At 69.3% G+C, this 20,159-nt stretch carries 14 protein-coding genes and 1 pseudogene; 7 read left to right on the top strand and 8 right to left on the bottom strand.

Translation table 11 applies throughout. The features are described from left to right. Nucleotides 1-1,038: a LacI family DNA-binding transcriptional regulator gene (locus ACQPZG_RS01785; protein ID WP_433543970.1), complete on the top strand. Its 1,038-nt coding sequence runs from the start codon at nucleotides 1-3 to the stop codon at nucleotides 1,036-1,038. Nucleotides 1,039-1,354: 316 nt separating this feature from the next. Here the strand turns inward: ACQPZG_RS01785 and ACQPZG_RS01780 are convergent, their stop codons facing one another. Beyond that, the gene (locus tag ACQPZG_RS01780; protein ID WP_433543969.1) at nucleotides 1,355-2,995 is read right to left on the bottom strand and encodes a cellulase family glycosylhydrolase; all 1,641 of its coding nucleotides are present in this window, start codon (nucleotides 2,993-2,995) and stop codon (nucleotides 1,355-1,357) included. Between the two features lie 455 nt (nucleotides 2,996-3,450). Between ACQPZG_RS01780 and ACQPZG_RS01775 the strand changes: the two genes are divergently transcribed. The 3 genes from ACQPZG_RS01775 (at nucleotide 3,451) to ACQPZG_RS01765 (ending at nucleotide 6,245) form a co-directional block, all read left to right on the top strand. Then, nucleotides 3,451-4,035: a TetR/AcrR family transcriptional regulator gene (locus ACQPZG_RS01775; protein ID WP_433543968.1), complete on the top strand. Its 585-nt coding sequence runs from the start codon at nucleotides 3,451-3,453 to the stop codon at nucleotides 4,033-4,035. A 75-nt stretch (nucleotides 4,036-4,110) separates the two neighbouring features. Continuing rightward, nucleotides 4,111-5,457, top strand: coding sequence for an MFS transporter (locus ACQPZG_RS01770; RefSeq protein WP_433543967.1), 1,347 nt, complete (start codon nucleotides 4,111-4,113; stop codon nucleotides 5,455-5,457). Between the two features lie 29 nt (nucleotides 5,458-5,486). Beyond that, nucleotides 5,487-6,245: an SDR family NAD(P)-dependent oxidoreductase gene (locus tag ACQPZG_RS01765; protein WP_433543966.1), complete on the top strand. Its 759-nt coding sequence runs from the start codon at nucleotides 5,487-5,489 to the stop codon at nucleotides 6,243-6,245. 319 nt (nucleotides 6,246-6,564) lie between these two features. Here the strand turns inward: ACQPZG_RS01765 and ACQPZG_RS01760 are convergent, their stop codons facing one another. Then, nucleotides 6,565-7,164, bottom strand: coding sequence for a YdeI/OmpD-associated family protein (locus ACQPZG_RS01760; protein ID WP_433543965.1), 600 nt, complete (start codon nucleotides 7,162-7,164; stop codon nucleotides 6,565-6,567). Between the two features lie 231 nt (nucleotides 7,165-7,395). On the opposite strand from ACQPZG_RS01760, the gene ACQPZG_RS01755 reads away from it, so the two are divergent. Then, a complete protein-coding gene (locus ACQPZG_RS01755) occupies nucleotides 7,396-8,007 on the top strand; it encodes a nucleotidyltransferase domain-containing protein (protein ID WP_433543964.1) in 612 nt (203 codons plus the stop codon). Here ACQPZG_RS01755 and ACQPZG_RS01750 read toward each other — a convergent pair. After that, nucleotides 7,989-8,963: a helix-turn-helix transcriptional regulator gene (locus ACQPZG_RS01750; protein ID WP_433543963.1), complete on the bottom strand. Its 975-nt coding sequence runs from the start codon at nucleotides 8,961-8,963 to the stop codon at nucleotides 7,989-7,991. The two genes, ACQPZG_RS01755 and ACQPZG_RS01750, sit on opposite strands and share 19 nt — an antisense overlap. Before the next feature lie 2,547 nt (nucleotides 8,964-11,510). Here ACQPZG_RS01750 and ACQPZG_RS01745 point away from each other — a divergent pair. Beyond that, nucleotides 11,511-12,069 (top strand): annotated as a pseudogene (locus tag ACQPZG_RS01745) (MarR family winged helix-turn-helix transcriptional regulator); the annotation flags it as partial. A 2,403-nt stretch (nucleotides 12,070-14,472) separates the two neighbouring features. Here ACQPZG_RS01745 and ACQPZG_RS01740 read toward each other — a convergent pair. From ACQPZG_RS01740 to ACQPZG_RS01730, 3 genes are all read right to left on the bottom strand, one after another. Then, the gene (locus ACQPZG_RS01740) at nucleotides 14,473-15,855 is read right to left on the bottom strand and encodes a ParB/RepB/Spo0J family partition protein (RefSeq protein WP_433543962.1); all 1,383 of its coding nucleotides are present in this window, start codon (nucleotides 15,853-15,855) and stop codon (nucleotides 14,473-14,475) included. Further along, on the bottom strand, nucleotides 15,852-17,006 hold the full coding sequence (locus ACQPZG_RS01735; RefSeq protein WP_433543961.1) for a ParA family protein: 1,155 nt from the start codon (nucleotides 17,004-17,006) through the stop codon (nucleotides 15,852-15,854). The genes ACQPZG_RS01740 and ACQPZG_RS01735 overlap by 4 nt, the downstream gene beginning before the upstream one ends. Before the next feature lie 126 nt (nucleotides 17,007-17,132). Next, a complete protein-coding gene (locus ACQPZG_RS01730) occupies nucleotides 17,133-17,768 on the bottom strand; it encodes a LysE/ArgO family amino acid transporter (RefSeq protein WP_433543960.1) in 636 nt (211 codons plus the stop codon). 69 nt (nucleotides 17,769-17,837) lie between these two features. Between ACQPZG_RS01730 and ACQPZG_RS01725 the strand changes: the two genes are divergently transcribed. Beyond that, the gene (locus ACQPZG_RS01725; RefSeq protein ID WP_433544593.1) at nucleotides 17,838-18,770 is read left to right on the top strand and encodes a LysR family transcriptional regulator ArgP; all 933 of its coding nucleotides are present in this window, start codon (nucleotides 17,838-17,840) and stop codon (nucleotides 18,768-18,770) included. 25 nt (nucleotides 18,771-18,795) lie between these two features. Here the strand turns inward: ACQPZG_RS01725 and ACQPZG_RS01720 are convergent, their stop codons facing one another. Together ACQPZG_RS01720 and ACQPZG_RS01715 are read right to left on the bottom strand one after the other, a co-directional pair. Continuing rightward, nucleotides 18,796-19,227 (bottom strand): phosphatase domain-containing protein, encoded by a 432-nt coding sequence (locus ACQPZG_RS01720; protein WP_433543959.1) that lies wholly within the window; start codon nucleotides 19,225-19,227, stop codon nucleotides 18,796-18,798. An 84-nt stretch (nucleotides 19,228-19,311) separates the two neighbouring features. After that, nucleotides 19,312-19,908, bottom strand: coding sequence for an ATP-binding protein (locus ACQPZG_RS01715; protein WP_433543958.1), 597 nt, complete (start codon nucleotides 19,906-19,908; stop codon nucleotides 19,312-19,314). Nucleotides 19,909-20,159: the final 251 nt, after the last annotated feature.

The raw sequence follows: 20,159 nt of genomic DNA, 5'->3' as shown, positions 1-20,159 counted from the left end.
GTGACCGCGCACGCCGCCACCCCGCGCCTCACCATCAACGACGTCGCCGCACGGGCCGGGGTGTCGAAGGGTGCGGTGTCCCTGGCGTTCAACAACCGGCCCGGCGTCTCTCCCGCCACCCGCGAGCGGATCCTCGCTGCCGCGCGGGACATGGGCTGGGCACCGCACCGGTCGGCCCGCAGTCTGGCCGGCCGCCGGGTGGACATCATCGGACTCGCGGTGTGCCGCCCGGCCCGGCTGCTCGGGCTCGAACCGTTCTACATGGAGTTCCTCTCCGGCATCGAGAGCGTGCTGACGGAACGTTCCTGCTCGCTGCTGCTGCGCCTGGTGCGCGATCTCGACGAGGAGATCGCGCTGTACGAGGAGTGGTGGCGGGGCACGATGATCGACGGGGCCGTCCTCGTGGACTTCCACCGGGAGGACCCCCGGATCGCCCCGCTGCGGGCGCTCGGGCTGCCCGCCGTCGCCGTCGGCCACCCCTCCCTGACCGGCGGATTTCCTTCCGTCTGGACCGACGACGCGTCGGCGGCGGCCGATGCGGTGCGCTATCTCGCGGCCCTCGGCCACCGGCGCATCGCACGCGTCGGCGGTCCGGCCGGGCTGGGGCACAGCCGCATCCGGGCGGACGCGTTCGAGGCGACCATGACCGAACTCGGGCTGGACGGACGCCGTCAGGTCTCCACCGGATTCGCGGGAGAGGAGGGGGCACGGGCGACCCGCGCACTTCTGACGCTGCCGGACCGGCCGACAGCCCTGGTGTACGACAACGACATCATGGCCGTCGCGGGCGCGGCGGTGGCATCCGAGATGGGGCTCGCCGTACCGGACGACCTGTCCCTCCTCGCCTGGGACGACTCCGCACTCTGCCGCCTCACCCACCCGCCGCTGTCGGCCATGAGCCACGACGTGCACCGGTTCGGCGCACAGGTGGCACGCACGCTGTTCGGGATCATCGACGGCTCCCCTACGGGCTCGCTCCAGGTACCGACCCCGTCCCTGACACCACGCGGCTCGACGGGTCCGCCACGACGGGGATGAGACGGCTGGGGGGACGGGGCAGGGCCGGAGGGCTGCCCCGATGTATGAGGGAACGTACTTGCTGTATGAGAGGGCGTGCTTGCTGTACGGACGAGCGACTTTGCCGTACGAGGGGCGAGCTTGCTGTACGAGGGGGGGAGCCCCGCGGCACGGGGATGTGCTCGCCTGCACGTGGGCATGTGCCTGCCGTACGAGGGGCATGCCGACGGAAGGTTCCCGGGGCCTTGAGCGGGGCGTCGCGCGGAGTGCCCCGGCCACGTCTAGGTCAGGGGCCGACGCGGCCGGGGCGGTCCAGAGTTCCGCGGTTGACGGTCCGTCAGCTGCGTCCACAGAGACGGCCGTTGAGGGCGAAGGTCGCGGGTATGCCGTTGTCGCCGGCCGAGTTCACGGAGATGCCGAAGCCCACCGTGCCGCCGGCCGGGATCGTGCGGGTCCACTGCTCGTGCGTGACGCGCACCTGCCTACCCTGCTGCACGGCCTTGGCGTTCCACACCGAGGTCAGGGTCTGCCCGCCGGGGAAGGCGAAGTCGAGTTGCCAGCCCTCGACCGCCCGGCTGCCCGTGTTGCGGACGGTGACGTGGGCGTTGAAACCGGAGCCCCAGTCCTCCAGCCGGTAGTCGACCGCGCAGGTGCCGGTGGCCGGGCCGTCGGCGGTGGTGAAGGTGACCGTGGCCGAACGCGGGGAGCGGTTGCCGGCCGCGTCGCGGGCGTACACGGCGTAGGTGTGGGCGGTGGCCGGAGCGAGCCCGGTGAGGGTGGTGCCGGTGGTCACGACGCTGGACACCGGCGTCTCGCTCGTACCGTTGACCCGGACGACGTCGTACGTGGTGACGCCGGTGTCGTCGGTGGCGGCGGTCCAGTCGAGGCGGGCGCCGTCGGACGTCACGGCGGAGACGGCGGGCTTTCCGGGAGCGCTGGGCGCGGAGGTGTCCCCGCCCGGTGAACCACCGAAGACGCTCGCCTCACGGGAGGTCTGTTTGATGCCGTCGGGGCCGTTGAAGAGGCGCTGCCCCCAGGGGGTGAGTCGGGCCGCGTCGAAGTCGGTGGCCATGTCGAGGTATTCGACGCCCCCGCCGTTGCCGCTCCAGGACCAGCCGAGGTAGCCGAGATTCAGCGTACGGGCGGCGGCGAGGATGGCATCCTCATCGGGGTTCCCGTCCGAGTGGTCGTGCCCGAACTCGCCGACGACGAGGGGGAGTCGGCGGGAGACGAAGCTGTTGAGGTAGTCCCGTACCTCGGCGGCGGTGTCGTAGACGCCGTACATGTGGACGGAGAAGACCGTGTTGTGCAGCGGGTCTGCGGCGAGGACTTCAGGGGCGCCGTTCCGCATGGTGGAGGTGTGGTCCTGCCCCCAGTTTGGGGCGTCGACCATGATGCTGTGCCGGAAGCCGGCGGCGCGCAGGCGGGTGACGGCCGTCTTGGTGTCGGCGGTCCAAGCGGCGTGACCGGTGTTGCCGTGCGGCTCGTTGCCGATGTTGAGGACCACGTACTTCTCCTGGCCCTTGAGCGCGTTCTGCACCTCGGTCCAGTAGTCGACGGCCTTGGCGAGCGAGACGGCGCCGGGCTGCTCGCCGTAGCCGGTGGTGTCGTGCGCCTCCAGGACGCAGACCAGCTTGTTCGCCTTGCACTGGGCGACCACGTCGGCGACGTCGGCGGTGCCGTTCTTGGTCCACCTGTCGCCCGTGCTGAGCACGACGCGTACGGAGTTGGCGCCGAGCGCCTTGATGTCGGCGAGGGCCTGCCTGGTCCTGGTGGTGTACCAGGTGTGGGCGTGATTCACGCCGCGGAAGACGAAGTCGTTGCCGTTGGCGTCCAGGAGACGCCCGTCCCGGACGTGGAACCCCGGCTCGGCCTCCGCCGCGGCGTCCGCTGCGTTGGCCGCAGGGGCGGCCGTTGACACGGAAGCGGCGAGGGCCAGCAGCGCTCCGGCTGCGGTGGCCAGTTTCGTTCTGCTCATATGGTGCTCCCAACTCGACGGAGGGCGAGGCGCAGTGCGGGAGAGGCGGTGCACGGGATACGGGATACGGGGTACGGGGTACGGGATACGACATGTGCGACACCAGATATCAGATACCGGATACCGGATACGACGAACGAAACACAGCGCACGGAGTACGGAGTACGGAGTACGGAGTACGGAGTACGGAGTACGGAGTACGAGACGTGAGACGCGAGATCCAGGGGCCCGGAGACGATCCGCCGCACGAGTGGAGAGATTAGGGCGCTGCACCCGACCGCACAACACTTGCAACATAACCGGTTAAGTTTACTTGGTTGCCCGACGCCCTCCGGGCGAACAGCGACCGCCCGGAACGGTACCGCCCGGCTCACGAACCGGCTCCCTCCCCGCAGACCCGCCCACCGAGACGAAATTATTGACCGATCGGTTCAGATAAGGCTAGGGTCCCCGACATGGCCAGGACCAAGGAATTCGATCCGGACGCCGTGCTGCAGTCGGCCCTTGAGCTGTTCTGGCGGCGCGGTTACGAAGCGACGTCGGTGGCGGATCTCGTCGAGCACCTCGGCATCGGCCGCGCCAGCATCTACGCGACCTTCGGCAGCAAGCACGAGCTGTACCTGAAGGCCATGGACCGGTATGTCGAGATGCGCGACCCGCTTCTCCTGGCCGAGCTGTCCCAGCCGGGCCCCGCACTGCCCGCGGTGCGGACGGTGGTGCGCCGCTTCGCCGCGGAAGCCGCTTCCCCGGAAGGGCGACTGAACGGCTGTTTCGTCACCAATACCGCAGCCGAACTGGCCCCGCACGACCCTGTGGTGGCCCGTCGGGTCGAGATCAGCTGGGACCACGTCGAGACCCCGCTGCACTCCGCACTGGTACGGGCCCAGGCCCAGGGCGAGCTCCCCGCGGACCGCGATCCGCGCACGCTGGCCCGCATGCTGCTCGTCCTGCTGCAGGGCGTACGCATCGTCGGCAAGGCGTCCAGTGATCCCGCCCGGGTGCAGGACGCGGCCGAACAGGCACTGGCTTTGCTGGACTGAGCACACGCGCCCGTGCAGCCGGGCCGCTTCTGCACGCCCAAATTATGGACCGATCAGTCAAATATCGGGGGAAACTTGACCGCCACGGGCGTCGCCCGCGCCACCGCCACCCGCCACCGCCACGCCTTCGTTCTCCTCGGCAGCGTCCAGACCGTGCTGATCTTCACGCTCGCCGCGATCGCCATACCGCTGCCCCACCTCGCTCACGAATTCGCCCTGGAACGCAGCGACGTGATCCTGCTCAGCGCCGCCTACGGACTGACCTTCGCCGGTCTGCTTCTCTTCGGCGGCCGCCTCGCCGACCGCCACGGCGGCCGACCCGTGCTGACCGCGGGCCTTCTCCTCTTCGCCGCCGCCTCGGCAGCCGTCCCGTTCGCCCCCGGTATCGAGGTGCTCCTCGCGGCGCGCTTCGCACAGGGCGCGGGTGCGGCCCTCGTCGCACCGGCCGCCATGGCCGTACTGCGCGTCCTCTTCCCCTCCCCCACCGCGTACGGCAAGGCAATGGCCACCTGGGGCGGGCTCTCGGTGCTCGGCGCGACTGCGGGCAATCTGCTCTCCGGCGTCATCTCGGCGCTGCTCTCCTGGCGTTGGACCTTCGCGGTGCCCCTCGTGGTGGCGATCACCGCCCTCGCCCTCGCGCCCCGGCTGCTGCCGGACACCGCACCGAACCGGGGCAGGGCCCTCGACCTGCCAGCCGCTCTGCTCGCCACCCTCGGCATCACCCTCGCCAGCTACGGACTCGTCGTCACCGACGCCCGCCCCTGGTCGTCGTCCGACGTGCTCGTGCCGCTGCTCGGCGGAACCGCACTGCTGGCCTCCTTCTGGTACGCCGAGCACCGAGCCCGCGATCCCCTGCTGCCACCCCGCTTCCTGCTCGACCGGCGGCGGGCCCTGGCCCTCACCGCCACCGCGCTGAGCGCCTGCGGGACCGCGATGACCTTCGTGATCTTCTCGCTCCACCTTCAACAGGGGCGCGACTGGTCACAGTTGCAGACCTCGGCCGCCTTCGTGCCGTTCGCCGTCGCACTCATCGCCTCGGGCCGGACGGCAGGTCCGCTCATCGGCAGGTACGGGGCCGGAGCCGTCACGTCCGCCGGGCTGGGCACGGGCGCGGCGGGGCTCGCCCTCCTCGCGGGGACCGGGCTCGATGCGCACACCTGGTACGCGTACGGACTGCTGCCGGGCCTCGTGCTGCTGTCGGCCGGCGCCGCTGCCTCTTTCGCGGGAGCCGCCGTGCTCGCCACCGAAGGCGTACCGCAGCGGCAGAGCGGGCTCGCGGGTGGCGTGCTGAACACCGCGATGGAATTCGGCCCGACCGCTGTCTTCGCCGGCCTGCTCACGCTCGGCAGCGACGCCTCGTCCTTGGCCGTGACCGGGGCCGCCCTCGCCGTCGCGGCCCTCCTGAACCACCGCACCAAGTAGTCCTCACCCACACTCAAGGGAGTCACCGAATGAACCGCTTCACCGGCAAGACCGTCCTCGTCACCGGCGCAGGATCGGGCCTCGGCCGCGCGATCGCGCTCGCCTTCGCCGCCGAGGGGGCATCCGTGGTCGTCGCAGGACGCACCGCGGCCTCCCTGGACGAGACGGTCGGCCTCGTCGAGGCCGACGGCGGCACGGCCACCGCCGTCACTGCCGATGTCACCGACTCCGGGCAGCTGCAGAACCTCGTACGAGAGAGCGTCATCCGCTTCGGCCGACTGGACATCGCGGTCAACAACGCCGGAATACTCCGCGCCACCGTACCCGTCGGCGAGGTGAGCGAGGACGACTGGGACATGGTGCTGCGGACCAATGTCACCGGCGTCTGGCTCGCCATGAAGCACGAGATCGCCCACATGAAGGACAACGGCGGCGGCACCATCGTCAACATCTCCTCCAACCTGGGCGTACACCTCCGGATCCCGAACGCCGCCGCGTACATCACCTCGAAGGCTGCGGTCTCCGCGCTGACCCGCGCCGCCGCTCTCGACCACATCCACCAGGGCATCCGCATCAACGCGGTCAGCCCCGGCGCCTCCGCCGCTCCCATGTCGCTGCGGCCGGGCGAGAGCGAAGCCGACCGTGCCGAGCGGGTGAAGTCGGAAAACCCGCTCGGCCGGGTGGCGGAGGCCGAAGAGGTGGCAGCCGCGGTGCTCTACCTCGCCTCCCCCGCGGCCGGCGCGGTCGTCGGCACCGACCTGGTGATCGACAGTGGATCATCGGCCTGACGGCTCGTGGGTCGCGGGGCCCTCTCCCTCAGGTTGAGGGTGACGGTGTGGCCGAGTCCCACCAGCGGGGGACTCGACGCCCCAGCCCCGGCGCGGACCAGCGAGTCACGCCGGGGCGCAGCCCTCGCCCCCTGCGGGGAAGGATCCAGAACAAGCCGGCTTTCGGCCTCCAGCTCGGACCCACCGTATGGATCGACGTGGCGGCAACGGTACGAGAGCAGGGGCGGAAGTAGCTCCCGTACGTACGCCTCTGCCCTGTCGCGTCACTTTCCCGCTCCCCCGCTCCCCCACCGCGTCACTCCCCCGCTCCCCCAGCACATCACTCCTCCGCTCCCCCGCCGGTCAACGCTCGCAGGATGCCTGCCAGCCGCGCCTCCCTGGCTGCGGGGGTGAGCGCCTGGAGGAGGGGAAGGATCAACTGGTACCGCTCGGACCTGCCCAGCGCTTCGTAGGCTCTCCCCACGACGGGGTCGGCGCCGAGCGCCGCCACCAGGTCCGGCGGTGCTGCCGCCGTCCGCTGTGACTCGTACGCCTTCGTCCACCGACCGTCCTCCTGTGCCCTGCGCACCTCGGCCAGGCCCGGTTCCCGCATACGGCCCGCGGCGATCAGCACGGCGACCTTGTCCACGTTCACCTGCGACCACAAGCTGCGAGGGCGACGCGGCACATACTTCTGGAGGTAGTACTGCGCGTCCAGGGAGCGGCGCTGCCCGGAGATCCAGCCGTAGCACAGCCCGATGTCCACCAGTTCGTCGTCGCTCACCGAGGGGATGCCGGACTTCTTCTTCGCCACCTTGACCCAGATACCCGGTTGCCGCGTGTAGTTGCCCGCCAACCAGCTCTCGAAGGCCAGGCTGTCCGCGAAGGCCATGACCTCGACGCCGTCCATGCGCGGCCGCTTCCCCGGTTCGTCGTCCATGCGGTTCAGGCTAGCCGGGCACGGAGCGGAATGTTCTTGATGTCGTGGCCAACCAGGCTGCGGGGAGGCCATGTTGCGCGCCCCACTCCCTACCTGCGGTCCGCTGCGCGCCGTATGGAGATCCGTCACACGGGAGGACATGGCCCGGTCACCGCGCCCTCGGCACCCTGGCTTCCCTGCCGCGAAGAATTCGCTGCTGCGCGGGGCCGTGGCGGCGTAGCCTGCCCTGCTGTGGACAGTGAGCGCGCTCATCGACAACTTCGTTTGATCGCGGAGACCGTGCAGACGGCCGAAGCTTTGGGAGCCGAGGTGTGGCTCCGCGGTGGATGGGCCATGGACTTCTTCCTCGGCGCGGTTTCGCGGGACCACGAGGACATCGACTGGTTCGCCTGGGCCGACGATGCCACGGCGTTGACCGGGGCCCTGCTCCTGCACGGTTGGCGATCCGTCCCCGGGCCGCCGCCGGAATGGCAACTCGACTTCGTGAAGGACGGGTTGGAGAGCAGCCTCACTCTCGTGAACCGCGATGGGGCCGGCCGTGTGGTGGTCGCCGGTGGCCCGTGGGCCGGCACGCCGTGGCCCGAAGGCATGCTTGAGGCCGAGCCGAGGTGTGTCGCAGGTGTCCGGTGCGCGATCGTGAGCCCGCAAGTCCAGATCGAGATCAAACGGATGATGCCGGTCTGGGACGCCTCCCGGCCCCGACGACTCAAGGATGCCGAGGACATCGCACGGCTGGAAGCGGCCCTCCGAGTCCGGGAGCGTCGATCCGAGCAGGGCCGCGGCAACCGTCCAGGACGCTCGCTGCCACACCGGGGCGCTCCCGTTCAGGGGGACGCTTCGTAGCGGGTGGCGACAGCGGCAGCCCGCTCGCGCAGGGCGGTGCGCAGCCAACGCGGAGTCAGGGCCTCCGCGTTGGTCGCGAGCTGCCACAGCGCCCACTCGGCGTGCCTGGCGTCCTGGAAGGTCACCTCCAGCCGCAACCATCCGTCGGCGTCGGTCTCTTCGGTGAGGACGGCCAGCGCGGTGCCCACCAGTTCCTCACGACGCGCCGGTATCACCCGTACCAGCACGGTGACTTGCTCGCCGCCTGCTCGGAACTGCGTGCTGCGTTGCTGCCAGGCCAGGCCGAGGTCGACCCGGGCCGACCGCTGTGCGGGTTCGGCGAGTTCCTCGGCGGCCAGGAGCCGGGACAGCCGATAGGTTCGGTCGGCACCGGACCGTGTGGCCAGCAGGTACCCCTGCTCGCGTACGGTGACCAGCCCGATCGGATCCACCGTGCGCCACGTCGGCACCCGGCCCACCGCCGCGTACCGGATGCGCAGCTTGTGTCCGGCGAACACGGCCCGGCGCACTGCGGCCACGACCGCGTCGGGTGCTTCCTGGATGTCCTGCCGACGGGAGAGGAGGTCGGCCTCCGGGTCGATGAGCAAACGCTCGGCCACCCCGGCCGCGGTGTCCCGATGACTTTCGGGCAACGCATCGACGACCTTGAGCATGGCCGAGGCGAGCGCTGATCCGAGACCGAACGCCTGTGCGCCGCGCCGCGATCCGGCAATCAGCAGCGCGAGTGCTTCGTCGTGGTTGAGCCCGGTGAGTTCGGTGCGGAAACCCGGCAGCAACGCGAACCCGCCGTGCCTGCCACGCTCGGCGTGCACGGGCACTCCAGCCGCGGACAGCGCCTCGATGTCCCGCAGCACGGTGCGGGTGGAGACCTCCAGCTCCCGGGCCAGTGCGGTCGCGGACAGCCGACCGCGCTGGCGCAGCAACAGAACCATGGAGACCAACCGGTCGGCGCGCATTGAATTCCCCCAAGGATCAGCTGACTTGGAGTGTCACACAACGGGGGCACACCGTCGGCGGGCGAGGTACCGGTACCGGTACCGGTCAACCAGTTCGCGGGGGTCTGCGGGATCCTGTCACGACAGGAACCCGTAGCCCGTGAGGAGTTCCCCTCCCCCGCGCGACTTCCCCGCACGACGGGCGACCAGCGCGTCGCCGTCAGCTTCTTGGTGCCGTCAGCTTCTTGGTGCCGTCAGCGCCGTTCGTGCCATCAGCGTCGTTGATGCGCCGGACGACGCCATGTTGGGGGCTGACCCTCGCCGCGTCGAGGAAAGCCAGCGCCACGTCCGACCAGTTGCTGGATCTCGGGCTGAGTGCGCAACCACAGCTGACCGCGCTCCTCTCCGTCAAGCCGTCCGGCTCCGACTCCCTGGCTCCGGCGCAATTGCCCTCGTCAACCGTCAAACTCCGGTACCCGAGGGGCCGAAAACCCACAGAAGCCCTCCTGGTGGCCGTTCATGCCTCGGAGGACCCCATCACACCGGGGGGTGTCCGTTCGGGCCCCAGAGGGCCCTTTCTGTCGGTCGATTTTTGGGGTGATGAGAGAAGAATTTCTGGTTTGAGCGGTTTTTGGTTTGTGAGAGCCCTGGGTGCGGCTGGTTCAGGCTGATGATCGAGCACGACGTCTGGCGAACCGTCCCTGAGCAAACGGCGCGGCGAGCGGCGTGACGGTGGGCATCGTGCACCGGCGTTACCCGCATCGGATCTCTGACATCGGCTCTCTGAGGGGACTGCTGGCAGGTGCGACCGAGGGCACGTTTCCGGGGGTGGAGGTGCCGGGCGAGTGTCGGCAGATGCCCACCCCGACTTGGGGCCATGGGACCGACCCCAAGTCGACGCCACGCTTGGCGGCTGGACCGACGCACCGGTCGACTCCCGGTCTTCGGCCGTCCGCTCTGCCTGGACGGAACGCGGCACGGCGGATCGCCTCTCGACCACCTCTCTGTGTACGACGCGGTGTCCGTACGACTACTTGTTGGCCCGTGCGCCGCTCGGACAACGAGATCCGCAGCCCCCGCGATCTCACCGTCGGCGCACCGCCGCCGGAACGGGATCCGCTCCGGCGGCCAGCTCCGAGCTCTACCGCTGCCCTCTGCGGCGGCCGACTGTCCAGGAGGCGAAGGCGGGTAAGCGAGGGGCGATGTTCCTCGCCAGCGGATCTTCAGTCGTCGTCGCCGATCGCGGGATCCGGGAAGGTCCGGGTCTCCGGTCAGCCAGCCTGCGCCCGCCACTGGCTTGCAGTCCACTCTCTACCGCACGCCTCGGGGTCGACCCGTTCGGGAGTGAGCCGCCGACGGTGCCGATCGTTCTGCGGGTACGGCAGCAGAGGCGAACGGCGCAGAGCCGCAAGCCGTAGGACGAGGGTTTGGCAGCGGAGGGTATGAAGCGGGATCTGACGCTGTTGTCCGCGGACAACAACTCCGCAACCTCTCCCTCCGCACGGGTGGTTGGCAAACTCTCGGCACTCCCCCGGCGGCAAGTCCGACCCGCCATGCTGCGCACGCCCTCCCAACCGCCGACACGCTTGGACATGTTGTCCGCGGACAACACGGGCCGATGTTGTCCGCGGACAACACGACGACTCCCTGGCATACCATACGAAGAACCTTCGGCTCTGTTGTCCGCGGACAACAGATGCGGACCACTACGGGTCAAGGCTTGTGTTGTCCGCGGACAACACAACTGACCGCGCCTGGCACCATCTATCTCATCTCGTGGTGTGGGCGGCGATTAACCGGGCCTCGGAGTCCAGCATCCGGCACCCGTTGTTGTCCGCGGACAACGCCTCTGCGCCTCTGGCGCAACCATGCCCTCACGAAGAAGAGGGCCTCACCGGGGTATAGGTGCACCCCGAGCAAGGTCAGGACCTGACCGGTGAAGTGACGCACCCCGGGGGGCTGCGAGAGAAGCTCGATGGCATTCACGACGCCCTCGGACGTACCCGCACCACCGATAGCTCACTACCGATAGCTGCGGCAGCGACTGTCATGCGCCGCCGCTCCTCGGACAGCGCGAGTCGCGGAAGAACTCTGTCTCGGAGAGGTAGCCGGGTGAGACGACGTTGGCGGTGGTGCCACAGGGCCCCGGTTGCACAGCAAGGTTGCAGTTCAGGCGGTCGGCCCTGCCTTGGCCGCGCCGTACGCATCCACGCCCTGGCACCCTGGTTGGCGGCGAGCAATCCGATCTGCACCACCACGGCCTCTCCGGTCGCCAATTGGGTCTGCCACGGCTTTCGTCGTAAGGGCCCGCACCCACCAGATTCGCTTCGAGGTTGGCCCGGAAGCGACGGCGGAACGAAGCCAGGTCTACGGGAACGGATGTATCGCAGTCTGTGTCGCCGCCCGGGTTGTTGATCAGCACGTCGAGGTGCTCGGGGAGTTCTGTCAGGAGACGGACGAGTGCCTGCGGATCCGTGTGGTCGCACGGAGCCGCCTGGCACGGTCGTACGGCCCGGCCACCTCGTGAAGGCCACTGCGGCGACGGCCGGTCACCACAGCTGCGTCGCCCTGGGACGCGCAGTACTCGACTCCAGCTACCCGGTACGGGACATCGCTGCCGCCTGGGAACGAGAACGTCCGGGCACGCCCGTCTCCTCGATCGGTATCGTCACTCCGATCCGGCGTCCAGCGAAACTCCTTGGCGACGATCGCCGTCGGATCCTTGCCCAGGCCCAAATGGACGCCGCCACCGTCGACCTGCTCAGTGTGTTGCGTCGGAGCGGTGCTCCGTACACCCTCAGCACCCGCGAGCTGAGCCGACGCTCTCTGATCACCGCGGGAACTGTTTCACAACGCGTCGTCTGCGCCAGTCGTCTGCGCCAAAGGTGAAGGGCTTGTCACCCGCCGCCGCGGCGAGGGACGGCCCCGCAGTGTGCAGGTGGCGTGGACACCGACCGGTCACGACCTGGGGGAAAGCACCGTGGAGCACGTTCTGGGACGGGAGGCCGAGCTGATCAGCAGCTTGAGTACCACGCAACAGACCCAGCTTGCCGAGCTGCTCCAAGCCCTGCTCCAGGACGTTCAACGCCGCGTGGGCGACCACCGGAATGACCACATCGGAGACGAGAGAGACGGCGCGGCGGGTCAGCCTGGGGGAGGAGGCGCTTCTGTTGTTGTCCGCGGACAACAACAGAGCCGGGGGATGGGAGGTTCTTCATGAGCGTTGTCCGCGGACAACGGCTTCCCCGCCAGTTCGGGTCTGGTGCTGCCGCAGTGTTGTCCGCGGACAACACATCTGGGTGTTCCGAGGCTTGTCTCGAATGTTGTCCACGGACAACACCTTGCGGACTAACCAGGTTCCCTTCTGCCCGCTCACGACGATCTCTTGCCCGCTGACGATGCGACCCCTGTTGTCCGCGGACAACAGATGTCCCTCACCACTGGCGCCTCCGGTCCTCCTTCTGAGCCTCGATGACCGGGCTCCGGGCGTCGTCTCCGCTCCCGTAAGACAAGTTGTCTCCGCTGAAGTGGGGGGCTCGGACAGACTCATTCGCTCGTGGACTCACTGCCGGATCCTCGACCGCAGCCGGGGCGGGAGCCGGATCCGAAGCCGACGCGGAGAGACCGGAGAGCCGGGCCGTCGCAATCGGCATCACCGTCGCGGGTCGCCAGGCACCACACCCCTCCCTCTGGCCGCCCCCTCTACACTCCTCGCCAATCAAGAAGATGCTCGGCCAAGACAGTGCTCAGCCAAGACAGCGCTCGCTCGCCAGGACTTGTGCCGTCGCTGACCAAGCTACTGACGTGATGCCTCGCATCGAGGTGAAGCCGTGCTTCGTCAATCCCCCCGGCAGTACGACCGACTCTGCGACCGTTCGGCGCGATGACTGGTTCGGTGGAATGACTGCGCGGCGGAACGACCCCGCGGTGGAATGACTGCGCGGCGGGAGCACCGCATTCCACGCTTTCCCCACGCTCACTCGACGTCCAACGTCCGATGGCAAGAAACCGGTAGCCGGCCCCGTAGCCGCCAAGCCCGGTGCCTCAGTGTTGTCCGCGGACAACAGCTCTCAGCCCGTACGAGCGACTCCTCGTGTTGTCCGCGGACAACACATTCAGGAGCACTGAGCTCAGCGCAGGCGTTGTCCGCGGACAACAGAACCTGTTCCGCCATGATTCTTCCCAGAGCTCAACGACAGACGTCAGCTGTTGTCCGCGGACAACACTTTCCTTCGGGTTCCTTCGGGACACCGAGGTCCTCGTCCTACGAAAGCCTCAGCACAGAGTCGATACCGTTCACGCGGGGGAGTGGTTTGCCGCTCAAGACGGAGAACGAAGCGAGCCAGCTGCGGTGCGTTGTTGTCCGCGGACAACAACTCCGGCGGCACGACTACCGCACCCGTCGCATCAGGCAGACCACGCCGCCTTCCCACGTCTGACGTGCGTCTCGTCGCACGGGTACTGCACCACCACTGCGATCCAGGGACGGCCTCGCCGAACGGTTCTCGACTACGGGCCACCTCTGGGCGGGCCGACGAAAGCGAACCCGCGAGACGGGGAGGAGCTTGCTAGCCGAAGGCCCGTTCCTATGGATCAGCCATGACCCAGGCGAGCCTGCCTGCGTACCTACCGAGGGGCTTCAGAGGGCAGGCCAGAGGAGAACGACCACGGCCTGAAGGAGGTCGGAGTGAACACCCCCGCTCGCCCAAGCCGCATCGCTCTCGATCACCGACCAGCCGATACCCTCCGCCTTGCCCACCTCTACGACGGTCGCGGAAGGGAGGGCCACGCCGCGTTCCGCCAGGAGTTCCCCCGAACATGACCGCTTCCGCTCTCAGCGGGTCTAGCCGAGTCCCAGGCGCCCGCTCTCCGCACACCGCAGCCGGTCACCTCGTCCGGGCCGGGAAGCACAGGAACCCTCCGTGTAGACCAGGGCTTGCCCGGATCGGCCTTGTCGTGGCGCGTCTCCACGAACGCCGACCCTCGCAGTCCATCGCAGTCCGTACGCTTTCGCAATCGGCACGCCTTCGCCATCTGCATGACGACCGCGTCTCCTCCGGTCCCTTTTCGGGGCAGCCGCGCCAGCCAGTCCTCAGGTGCCTGCCCCGCGCCGATTCCCAGCACCGGTGCCACGGCGTCCGCGAGTGCGGGTCCTGCATGAAGATGCCCGGACCGCAACTCGGCGGGCCCGTGGGGGGTGGTCAATTGCCCGGTGCCCAGCCCCGTTGTCCGGCCGCCTCCCGCCTCACTCTGGCAGAGGCACTGAATCTGGGCGACAGCACACGCGTCGCATGCCCTAAACGGCATGCCCTAGACGGCATGCTTTGTGCCGCGCATGCCGCCTGCCCGCCGTCGACAGGTACGAGCCGGTGGAGTCGTCCAGCGGGCTGGTACCCGTCCGGGGGCTCTGCAGCACGGCCGACGCCTGCGGCCGTACGGAGCTATCGCGCAAGACTGAGCTCACAGAACGCCAAGGGGCGCGTCCCGGCATGAGCCAGGGCGCGCCCCTTCGGCGAGCTGTCCGGATGCGTCACATGTGGTCGTGCAATTCCTTGACGAGGGCGACCAGTTCGTCATGTGCGAGGCCGGCCGCGAGCGTACGAGCCTGTGCTTCCGGTGTCGCACCGAGCTTCCGTACGAGGCTCCGAGCGCTGGTGTCGGTCACGCGTTCAGCGGAGTCGGAAGCCGTCGACTCAGTGGAGCCGACCGCGGCGGCACCCGCGGAGTTGTTGTCCGCGGACAACAACTCCGATGTGCTCTCCCGCTCCGCCAACGGAGGCACCGCCACCGGCACAGGGACCACCGCAGGCAGCGGGTGCAGTCCGGCCCCGGGTGCCGGGCCGGTCCCCGGTGCCGGAGCAGGTTCCGACATCGGAACAGACTCCGACGCCGGAGCAGCACCCGACACGGGTCCGGAGGCCGCCGTCCCCTCCGTCACCGCTGCGGGCCCTGCCGCGCGCGGAGCCGGGGGAGCCTCATGAGGGGCCTCCGACGCGGGCGGCTGCGCCGGTGCCGGAACGGACGCCTGGGGGGACGGCACGGCGGACGGCTGCCCGGCCCGCAAGGTGTTGTCCGCGGACAACACCTGCCCGCCACCCGCAGCCCCTTCTTCCGCCTGCTGCCGCTGTCGCACCTGTTCGGCGAGCGCTCTCGTCTCCTCGCGGGTGCGGGCTTCCTTCTCCCGCTGCTCCTTGAGGTGGTCGAGGAGGGCCGCGGCGTCCAGGCCCGGCTCGTCCTTCAGCTTCCGGGCCAGCATGCGCCCGTCCCGTTCGGCGAGCGTCCCGGCGCTGAGCATCAGCTGGAGTTCTTCCGGGAGTTCGAGGAGGGCGAGCTGGTTGGTGACCCAGGAGCGGTCGCGGCCCAGCCGCTTGGCCGCCCGTGCGCGGGCACCCGTCGCGGACTCCTCGCTGCATACGAGGACCAGTTGCTGCACGCCCCGGGCGCGCTCGACGACGTCGAAGTCCTCGCGCTCCAGGTTCTCCTTCAGCAGGTGGTCTATGAACGCCTCGCGGGAGGACGCCAGATCGTCGCGTACGACGAAGTCCAGGGCCTCCAGGCCGACGTGTGAGGCACAGCGGTAACGGCGTTCGCCGTTGATCAGGACGTACTGCGCGTCCCCGATCGCTGCCTCGTGCTGCGGCCACACCTTGAGGTAGGCGGCACGCGAGATGGCCACGCAGGCGGCGAGCTGGGTGTTGCGCAGCTCCTCGCCGAAGCGGGTCATCTCCTCGTCGGTGCCGAAGTTGCGGCGGGGGTTCAGCGGGGTGGGGGCCACCTCTTCGAGGCGGATGCGGGCGAGTTCGTATGCTGGGACGTCGCCCTGGACCAGAGCCTTGGCGCGGCCGCGGGCGCTCCTGCCGCGCGGTACGCCGCCGAAGGAGGAGCCGGTGCCGAGCCGGTCGGCGACGCTCATGAGGTGATCCTCCGTGCAATGGTGCGCATGATCTCGGACTGTTCGCAGTCGGGTGCGTAGGACAGCAGTGGCTGCTTGAGACGGACGGCTTCGCGCTGCTCCTTGCGCTCCGGCATGATGCCGATGACCGGCGGGTCGCCGATCGCCTTCCAGCTGTCCAGCGAGGACGTGGCGATGTAGCCCTTGCGGCTGTCGTACATGTTGACGATGAAGCCGAGCATGGTGATCTCGACCTCCATGTCCGCGGTCAGGTCCTGGATCTGGTCGTAGAGCATGTCGTAGGCGTCGGCCGAGGAGTCCTCGGCGAGGACCGGCACGAAGACCCCGGAGGTCTCCGGCTCCTCGTCCTCGCGGGTACGGCAGTAGTAGAGCGCGGTGTCCATGGAGTAACCGAGACTCGGGGGGCAGTCGACGACGATGTAGTCGAAGTCCCGTTCCAGCGGTTCCATCGCCTTCTCCAGGGCGGTTTCCTTCACCCGTACGAAGCGGCTGGTGGCCAGCTTGGCATCGAGCAGGAACGCGTCCTTGCACGCGGGCAGCAGGAACAGCCGGCCCGCGAAGCCGCTCTCCTCTATCGGGACGAGCAGCTCACGCAGCTCGCCCTTGGCTTCGCCGAGCATGTGCTTGGCGAGGCTGGGCTCTTCGATGCCGAAGAGCTGGTAGCCGAGCTGCTTGGTGAGGTGGCCCTGCGGGTCGAAGTCGATGAGCAGGACGCGGTTTCCGGCCTCGGCGAGGGCCTGGGCGACACCGGAGGAGGTGGCGGTCTTGCCTACGCCGCCCTTCTGGTTGCCGAAGATGATGCGGCGCGCGCCACCGCGGCGGGCGGGGCGACGGGGGGAGGGGTGGGCCCCGAGCCAGAGACGGATCGCCTGTGCGAGTCCCTGGTTGAAGGGCAGCCCGCGCTCCTTGCAGTCGTCCTTGAACTCCCCGTACAGACCGTGCGGAAGGTACGTCGAGAAGGAGCTGCCGCCAGTGGTGTCCACGACGGGGTGTTCGGACTTCTCCGAACGCCACGCCTGGACTCCCTCCGTGACGGCGTCCTTGATGTCGACGCCCAACTCGGCGGCTCTGACTTTGAGTTCTTGGCGCAGGGAGGCGGGAAGCTTCGCTACTACCTTTTCCCGGTCGTCCGGGGCGTATGGGACGGTCATGCGGTTACCTTACTCACCTCCGCGGGGGTATTGGTGACATTGGGGGCAAGAAAGTGCCGCGTGTCGGGTGAGAGCAAGGGGATGTGACGGGCCGTGAGGAGCCAGGACGGCATCGAACACGACATTTCAGGCCGTCAGCACCAGCATTCCGCCCATCGTCACCATCGTCGCCGCCACCACCGCGTCCAGCACCCGCCAGGCCCCCGGTCGGGCCAACAGACCGTTCAGCAGCCTCGCCCCGTAGCCGAGCGCGGTGAACCACGTCAGGCTGGCGACGATCGCGCCGCCGCCGAACACCCAGCGCAGTGACCCGTGGTCGGTGGCGACCGAGCCGAGCAGAAGGACGGTGTCCAGGTAGACGTGCGGATTGAGCCAGGTCATGGCGAGGCAGGTCAGTACCGCGGCGCGCGTCGAGCCGGCCGCGGTCCGGCCCCCGGTGGTGAGGGCCGCGTCGGGGGAGGGACGGATGACGCGGCGGGCGGCGAGGAGCCCGTAACAGATCAGGAAGCCGCCGCCCGCCAGGCCGACCGCGGTCAGTGCGGCGGGCCAGGCGGTGACGACCGCGCCGACGCCCGCTACGCCGAGCCCGATGAGGAGTGCGTCGGACAGTGCGCAGATGGCGACCACGGCGAGTACCGCGTGCCGGTGTACGCCTTGGCGCAGGACGTACGCGTTCTGCGCCCCGATGGCGACGATGAGGGAAAGTCCGGTGCCGAAGCCGGCGAGCGCGGCCGCAGCGATGCCGGAGGTGCTGTGTGACATGCGTGCCACGCTAGGGATCAGAGGGTCATCAGTACAGCTAAAGATTCTTACGTACCCTTAGCTCTCATGATGAATGAACTTCCCCTGGAGCAGGTGGCCACCCTGCTCGCCGTGGTCGACGAGGGCACGTTCGACGCGGCCGCCGCCGCCCTGCACGTCACCCCGTCCGCCGTCAGCCAGCGCATCAAGGCCCTGGAGCAGCGCACGGGGCGAGTGCTGCTGATGCGCACGAAACCGGTTCGGCCCACCGAGTCGGGCCGGGTCCTGGTGCGGTTCGCCCGCCAACTCTCCCTGCTGGAAAGGGATGCACGCGCCGAACTCGGGCTGACGGAGGAGGCGGCGGGAGCGGGGAACGCGGTACGGCTGGCCGTCGCCGTGAACGCCGACTCCCTCGCCACCTGGTTCCTGCCCGCCTTGAGCCGACTCCCGCAGGACCCGCCCGTCTGCGTGGAGCTGCGCCGCGAGGACGAGGGACACACGACGGCACTGCTGCGGGAGGGCCGGGTGATGGCCGCGGTGACCTCGTCGCCCGACCCGGTGGCCGGGTGCACGGTACGGGCCCTGGGTCTTGCCCGGTACCTGCCGGTGGCGAGCCCGGAGTTCGAGGCACGGTATCTGTCCGAGGGGCGCCTGGTGGACTGCCTGCGCCGGGCCCCGGTCATCGTCTTCGACCGCAAGGACGATTTGCAGGACGGCTTCGTACGGTCACTGGCGGACGGCGAAGAGGGGGCGACGGCGCGGGGAGCGAGCCCGGTCCGGCACTACGTGCCCACCTCGGAAGGCTTCTGCGACGCGATCACCGCCGGCCTCGGCTGGGGCCTCGTACCGGAACAGCAGGCGGTACCCCTGCTGCGCGCAGGAGCACTGTCCCTCCTCGCCACCGACCGCACCGTGGACGTGCCGCTGTACTGGCAGCAGTGGAAGCTGGACTCGCCCGCCCTGGTCGCCGTCGCGAGCGCGGTACGCGCCACGGCCGCGGCGGAACTGCTCGCTCCGCGTTGAACCGCTCGGCCCGCCCGCTCCGGCCTCAGTCGGCGAAGCCCCGTACGTACCGCTTCTGCCAGGGGGTTTCCACGGCACGGGGATCGTAGTGGGCCCTGACGAAGGCAACCGCACCGTCCGGCGGAACGCCGTCCAGGACCGCGAGGCACGCGAGAGCCGTACCGGTACGACCTCGTCCGCCGCCGCAAGCCAGCTCGACCCGTTCGGTGTCCGTACGGGTCCAGGCGTCGGACAGCAGCGCGCGGGCCTCGTCGCGGTCGCCCGGCAGCCGGAAATCGGGCCAACGCAGCCAGCGGGCCTCCCAGGGGACCTCGGGGGGCTCCTTGCCGAGCAGGTGGAGCGCGTACGTGGGCGTGGGCCCCGCGGGAAGCGGTCGGCGCAGCCCGCGGCCGCGCACGAGGCGTCCGGAGGGCAGCCGCAGCACACCGGCGGCATCAGGATCCCAGGGTTCCGTCATGCGCCCAGGGTAGTCGTCTCCGCACGGCGGAGGCGGAGAGATCACACAAGTGAGCGGCGCGGGGAGGCAGTTGGCGAGAGGGGGTCAGCGGGGGAGGACCGCCCGGATCGTCTTGCCCCGTGCCGTACGACGTGTCCGGACGGGGGAGCGGGCTCCGGTCCCGGTGAGGGAGGCCGGGCCGGTGAGCGCTGCCTGACCGGACATCACCGTCACCTCCTGCGCCAGCATCCCCACCAGATGCCAACCGAAGCCGCCTCCGCCGTCCGCCGTGTCGGGGGCGCGAGGATGCGGGCGTTCCGGGCTGGGGTCGCCCACCGCGACGGTGAGGGTATCGGGCGACGCGGACAACGCGAGGGTGTACCGGCCGCCCCCGTGCCGGACCGCGTTGGTGACCAGTTCGGACACCACCAGCACGAGGGAGTCCGCGGTGTCGGGTGCCGGTGCGGGGGAGAGGCGGTCGGCGAAGGCGCGGGCCGCCTTGCGGGCGCGAACGACTCCGGCCGGTCCGCGCCCCCGGATCGTCTCGGAACGCTGCTCCGGGGGCGTACGGCGGATCAGTTCCGCCCGAGAGGCCCTGAGGGCCGGTCGATCGGCCCTCAGGTCGGCCGGTCCGTCACTCTTCTGCTTGGTCAACGACTTGTGGTCGGCGGAGTCGTGGGTGTTCCGGGAGATGAACTGCATGCGCGTACGCCCCAATCCATGATCGGTTGTACCGCCCTGAGGCAGGCGTATGCCCGATGCATCGGCTCTCAGACACTCGCAGAGCATTGCGGATGCGAAATTCAGCTCGTACGAGTGACAGAGGGTGCGACAAACGCGGCGGGTGGAGCGCACGGAGTGGCCGGATCTTCTGGGCAGCGAGCGGGAGCGTTCAGCGGGGGAGTTTTCCCGTTCTGCGGGCTCCACAAAATCTGTAGCGAAGACGGTAGACA

This window comes from Streptomyces sp. CA-294286 (assembly GCF_050947155.1).
Classification (GTDB): domain Bacteria; phylum Actinomycetota; class Actinomycetes; order Streptomycetales; family Streptomycetaceae; genus Streptomyces.
This window is presented reverse-complemented; position numbering and strand designations above follow the sequence as displayed.

Bases quoted from the DNA above. Each gene is read 5' to 3' on its own strand.
- ACQPZG_RS01775 (WP_433543968.1), top strand. From the start codon at position 3,451: ATGGCCAGGACCAAGGAATTCGATCCGGACGCCGTGCTGCAGTCGGCC.
- ACQPZG_RS01720 (WP_433543959.1), bottom strand. From the start codon at position 19,227: ATGACGGAACCCTGGGATCCTGATGCCGCCGGTGTGCTGCGGCTGCCC.
- ACQPZG_RS01750 (WP_433543963.1), bottom strand. From the start codon at position 8,963: ATGCGCGCCGACCGGTTGGTCTCCATGGTTCTGTTGCTGCGCCAGCGC.
- ACQPZG_RS01765 (WP_433543966.1), top strand. From the start codon at position 5,487: ATGAACCGCTTCACCGGCAAGACCGTCCTCGTCACCGGCGCAGGATCG.
- ACQPZG_RS01735 (WP_433543961.1), bottom strand. From the start codon at position 17,006: ATGACCGTCCCATACGCCCCGGACGACCGGGAAAAGGTAGTAGCGAAG.
- ACQPZG_RS01725 (WP_433544593.1), top strand. From the start codon at position 17,838: ATGAATGAACTTCCCCTGGAGCAGGTGGCCACCCTGCTCGCCGTGGTC.
- ACQPZG_RS01780 (WP_433543969.1), bottom strand. From the start codon at position 2,995: ATGAGCAGAACGAAACTGGCCACCGCAGCCGGAGCGCTGCTGGCCCTC.
- ACQPZG_RS01730 (WP_433543960.1), bottom strand. From the start codon at position 17,768: ATGTCACACAGCACCTCCGGCATCGCTGCGGCCGCGCTCGCCGGCTTC.
- ACQPZG_RS01740 (WP_433543962.1), bottom strand. From the start codon at position 15,855: ATGAGCGTCGCCGACCGGCTCGGCACCGGCTCCTCCTTCGGCGGCGTA.
- ACQPZG_RS01760 (WP_433543965.1), bottom strand. From the start codon at position 7,164: ATGGACGACGAACCGGGGAAGCGGCCGCGCATGGACGGCGTCGAGGTC.
- ACQPZG_RS01715 (WP_433543958.1), bottom strand. From the start codon at position 19,908: ATGCAGTTCATCTCCCGGAACACCCACGACTCCGCCGACCACAAGTCG.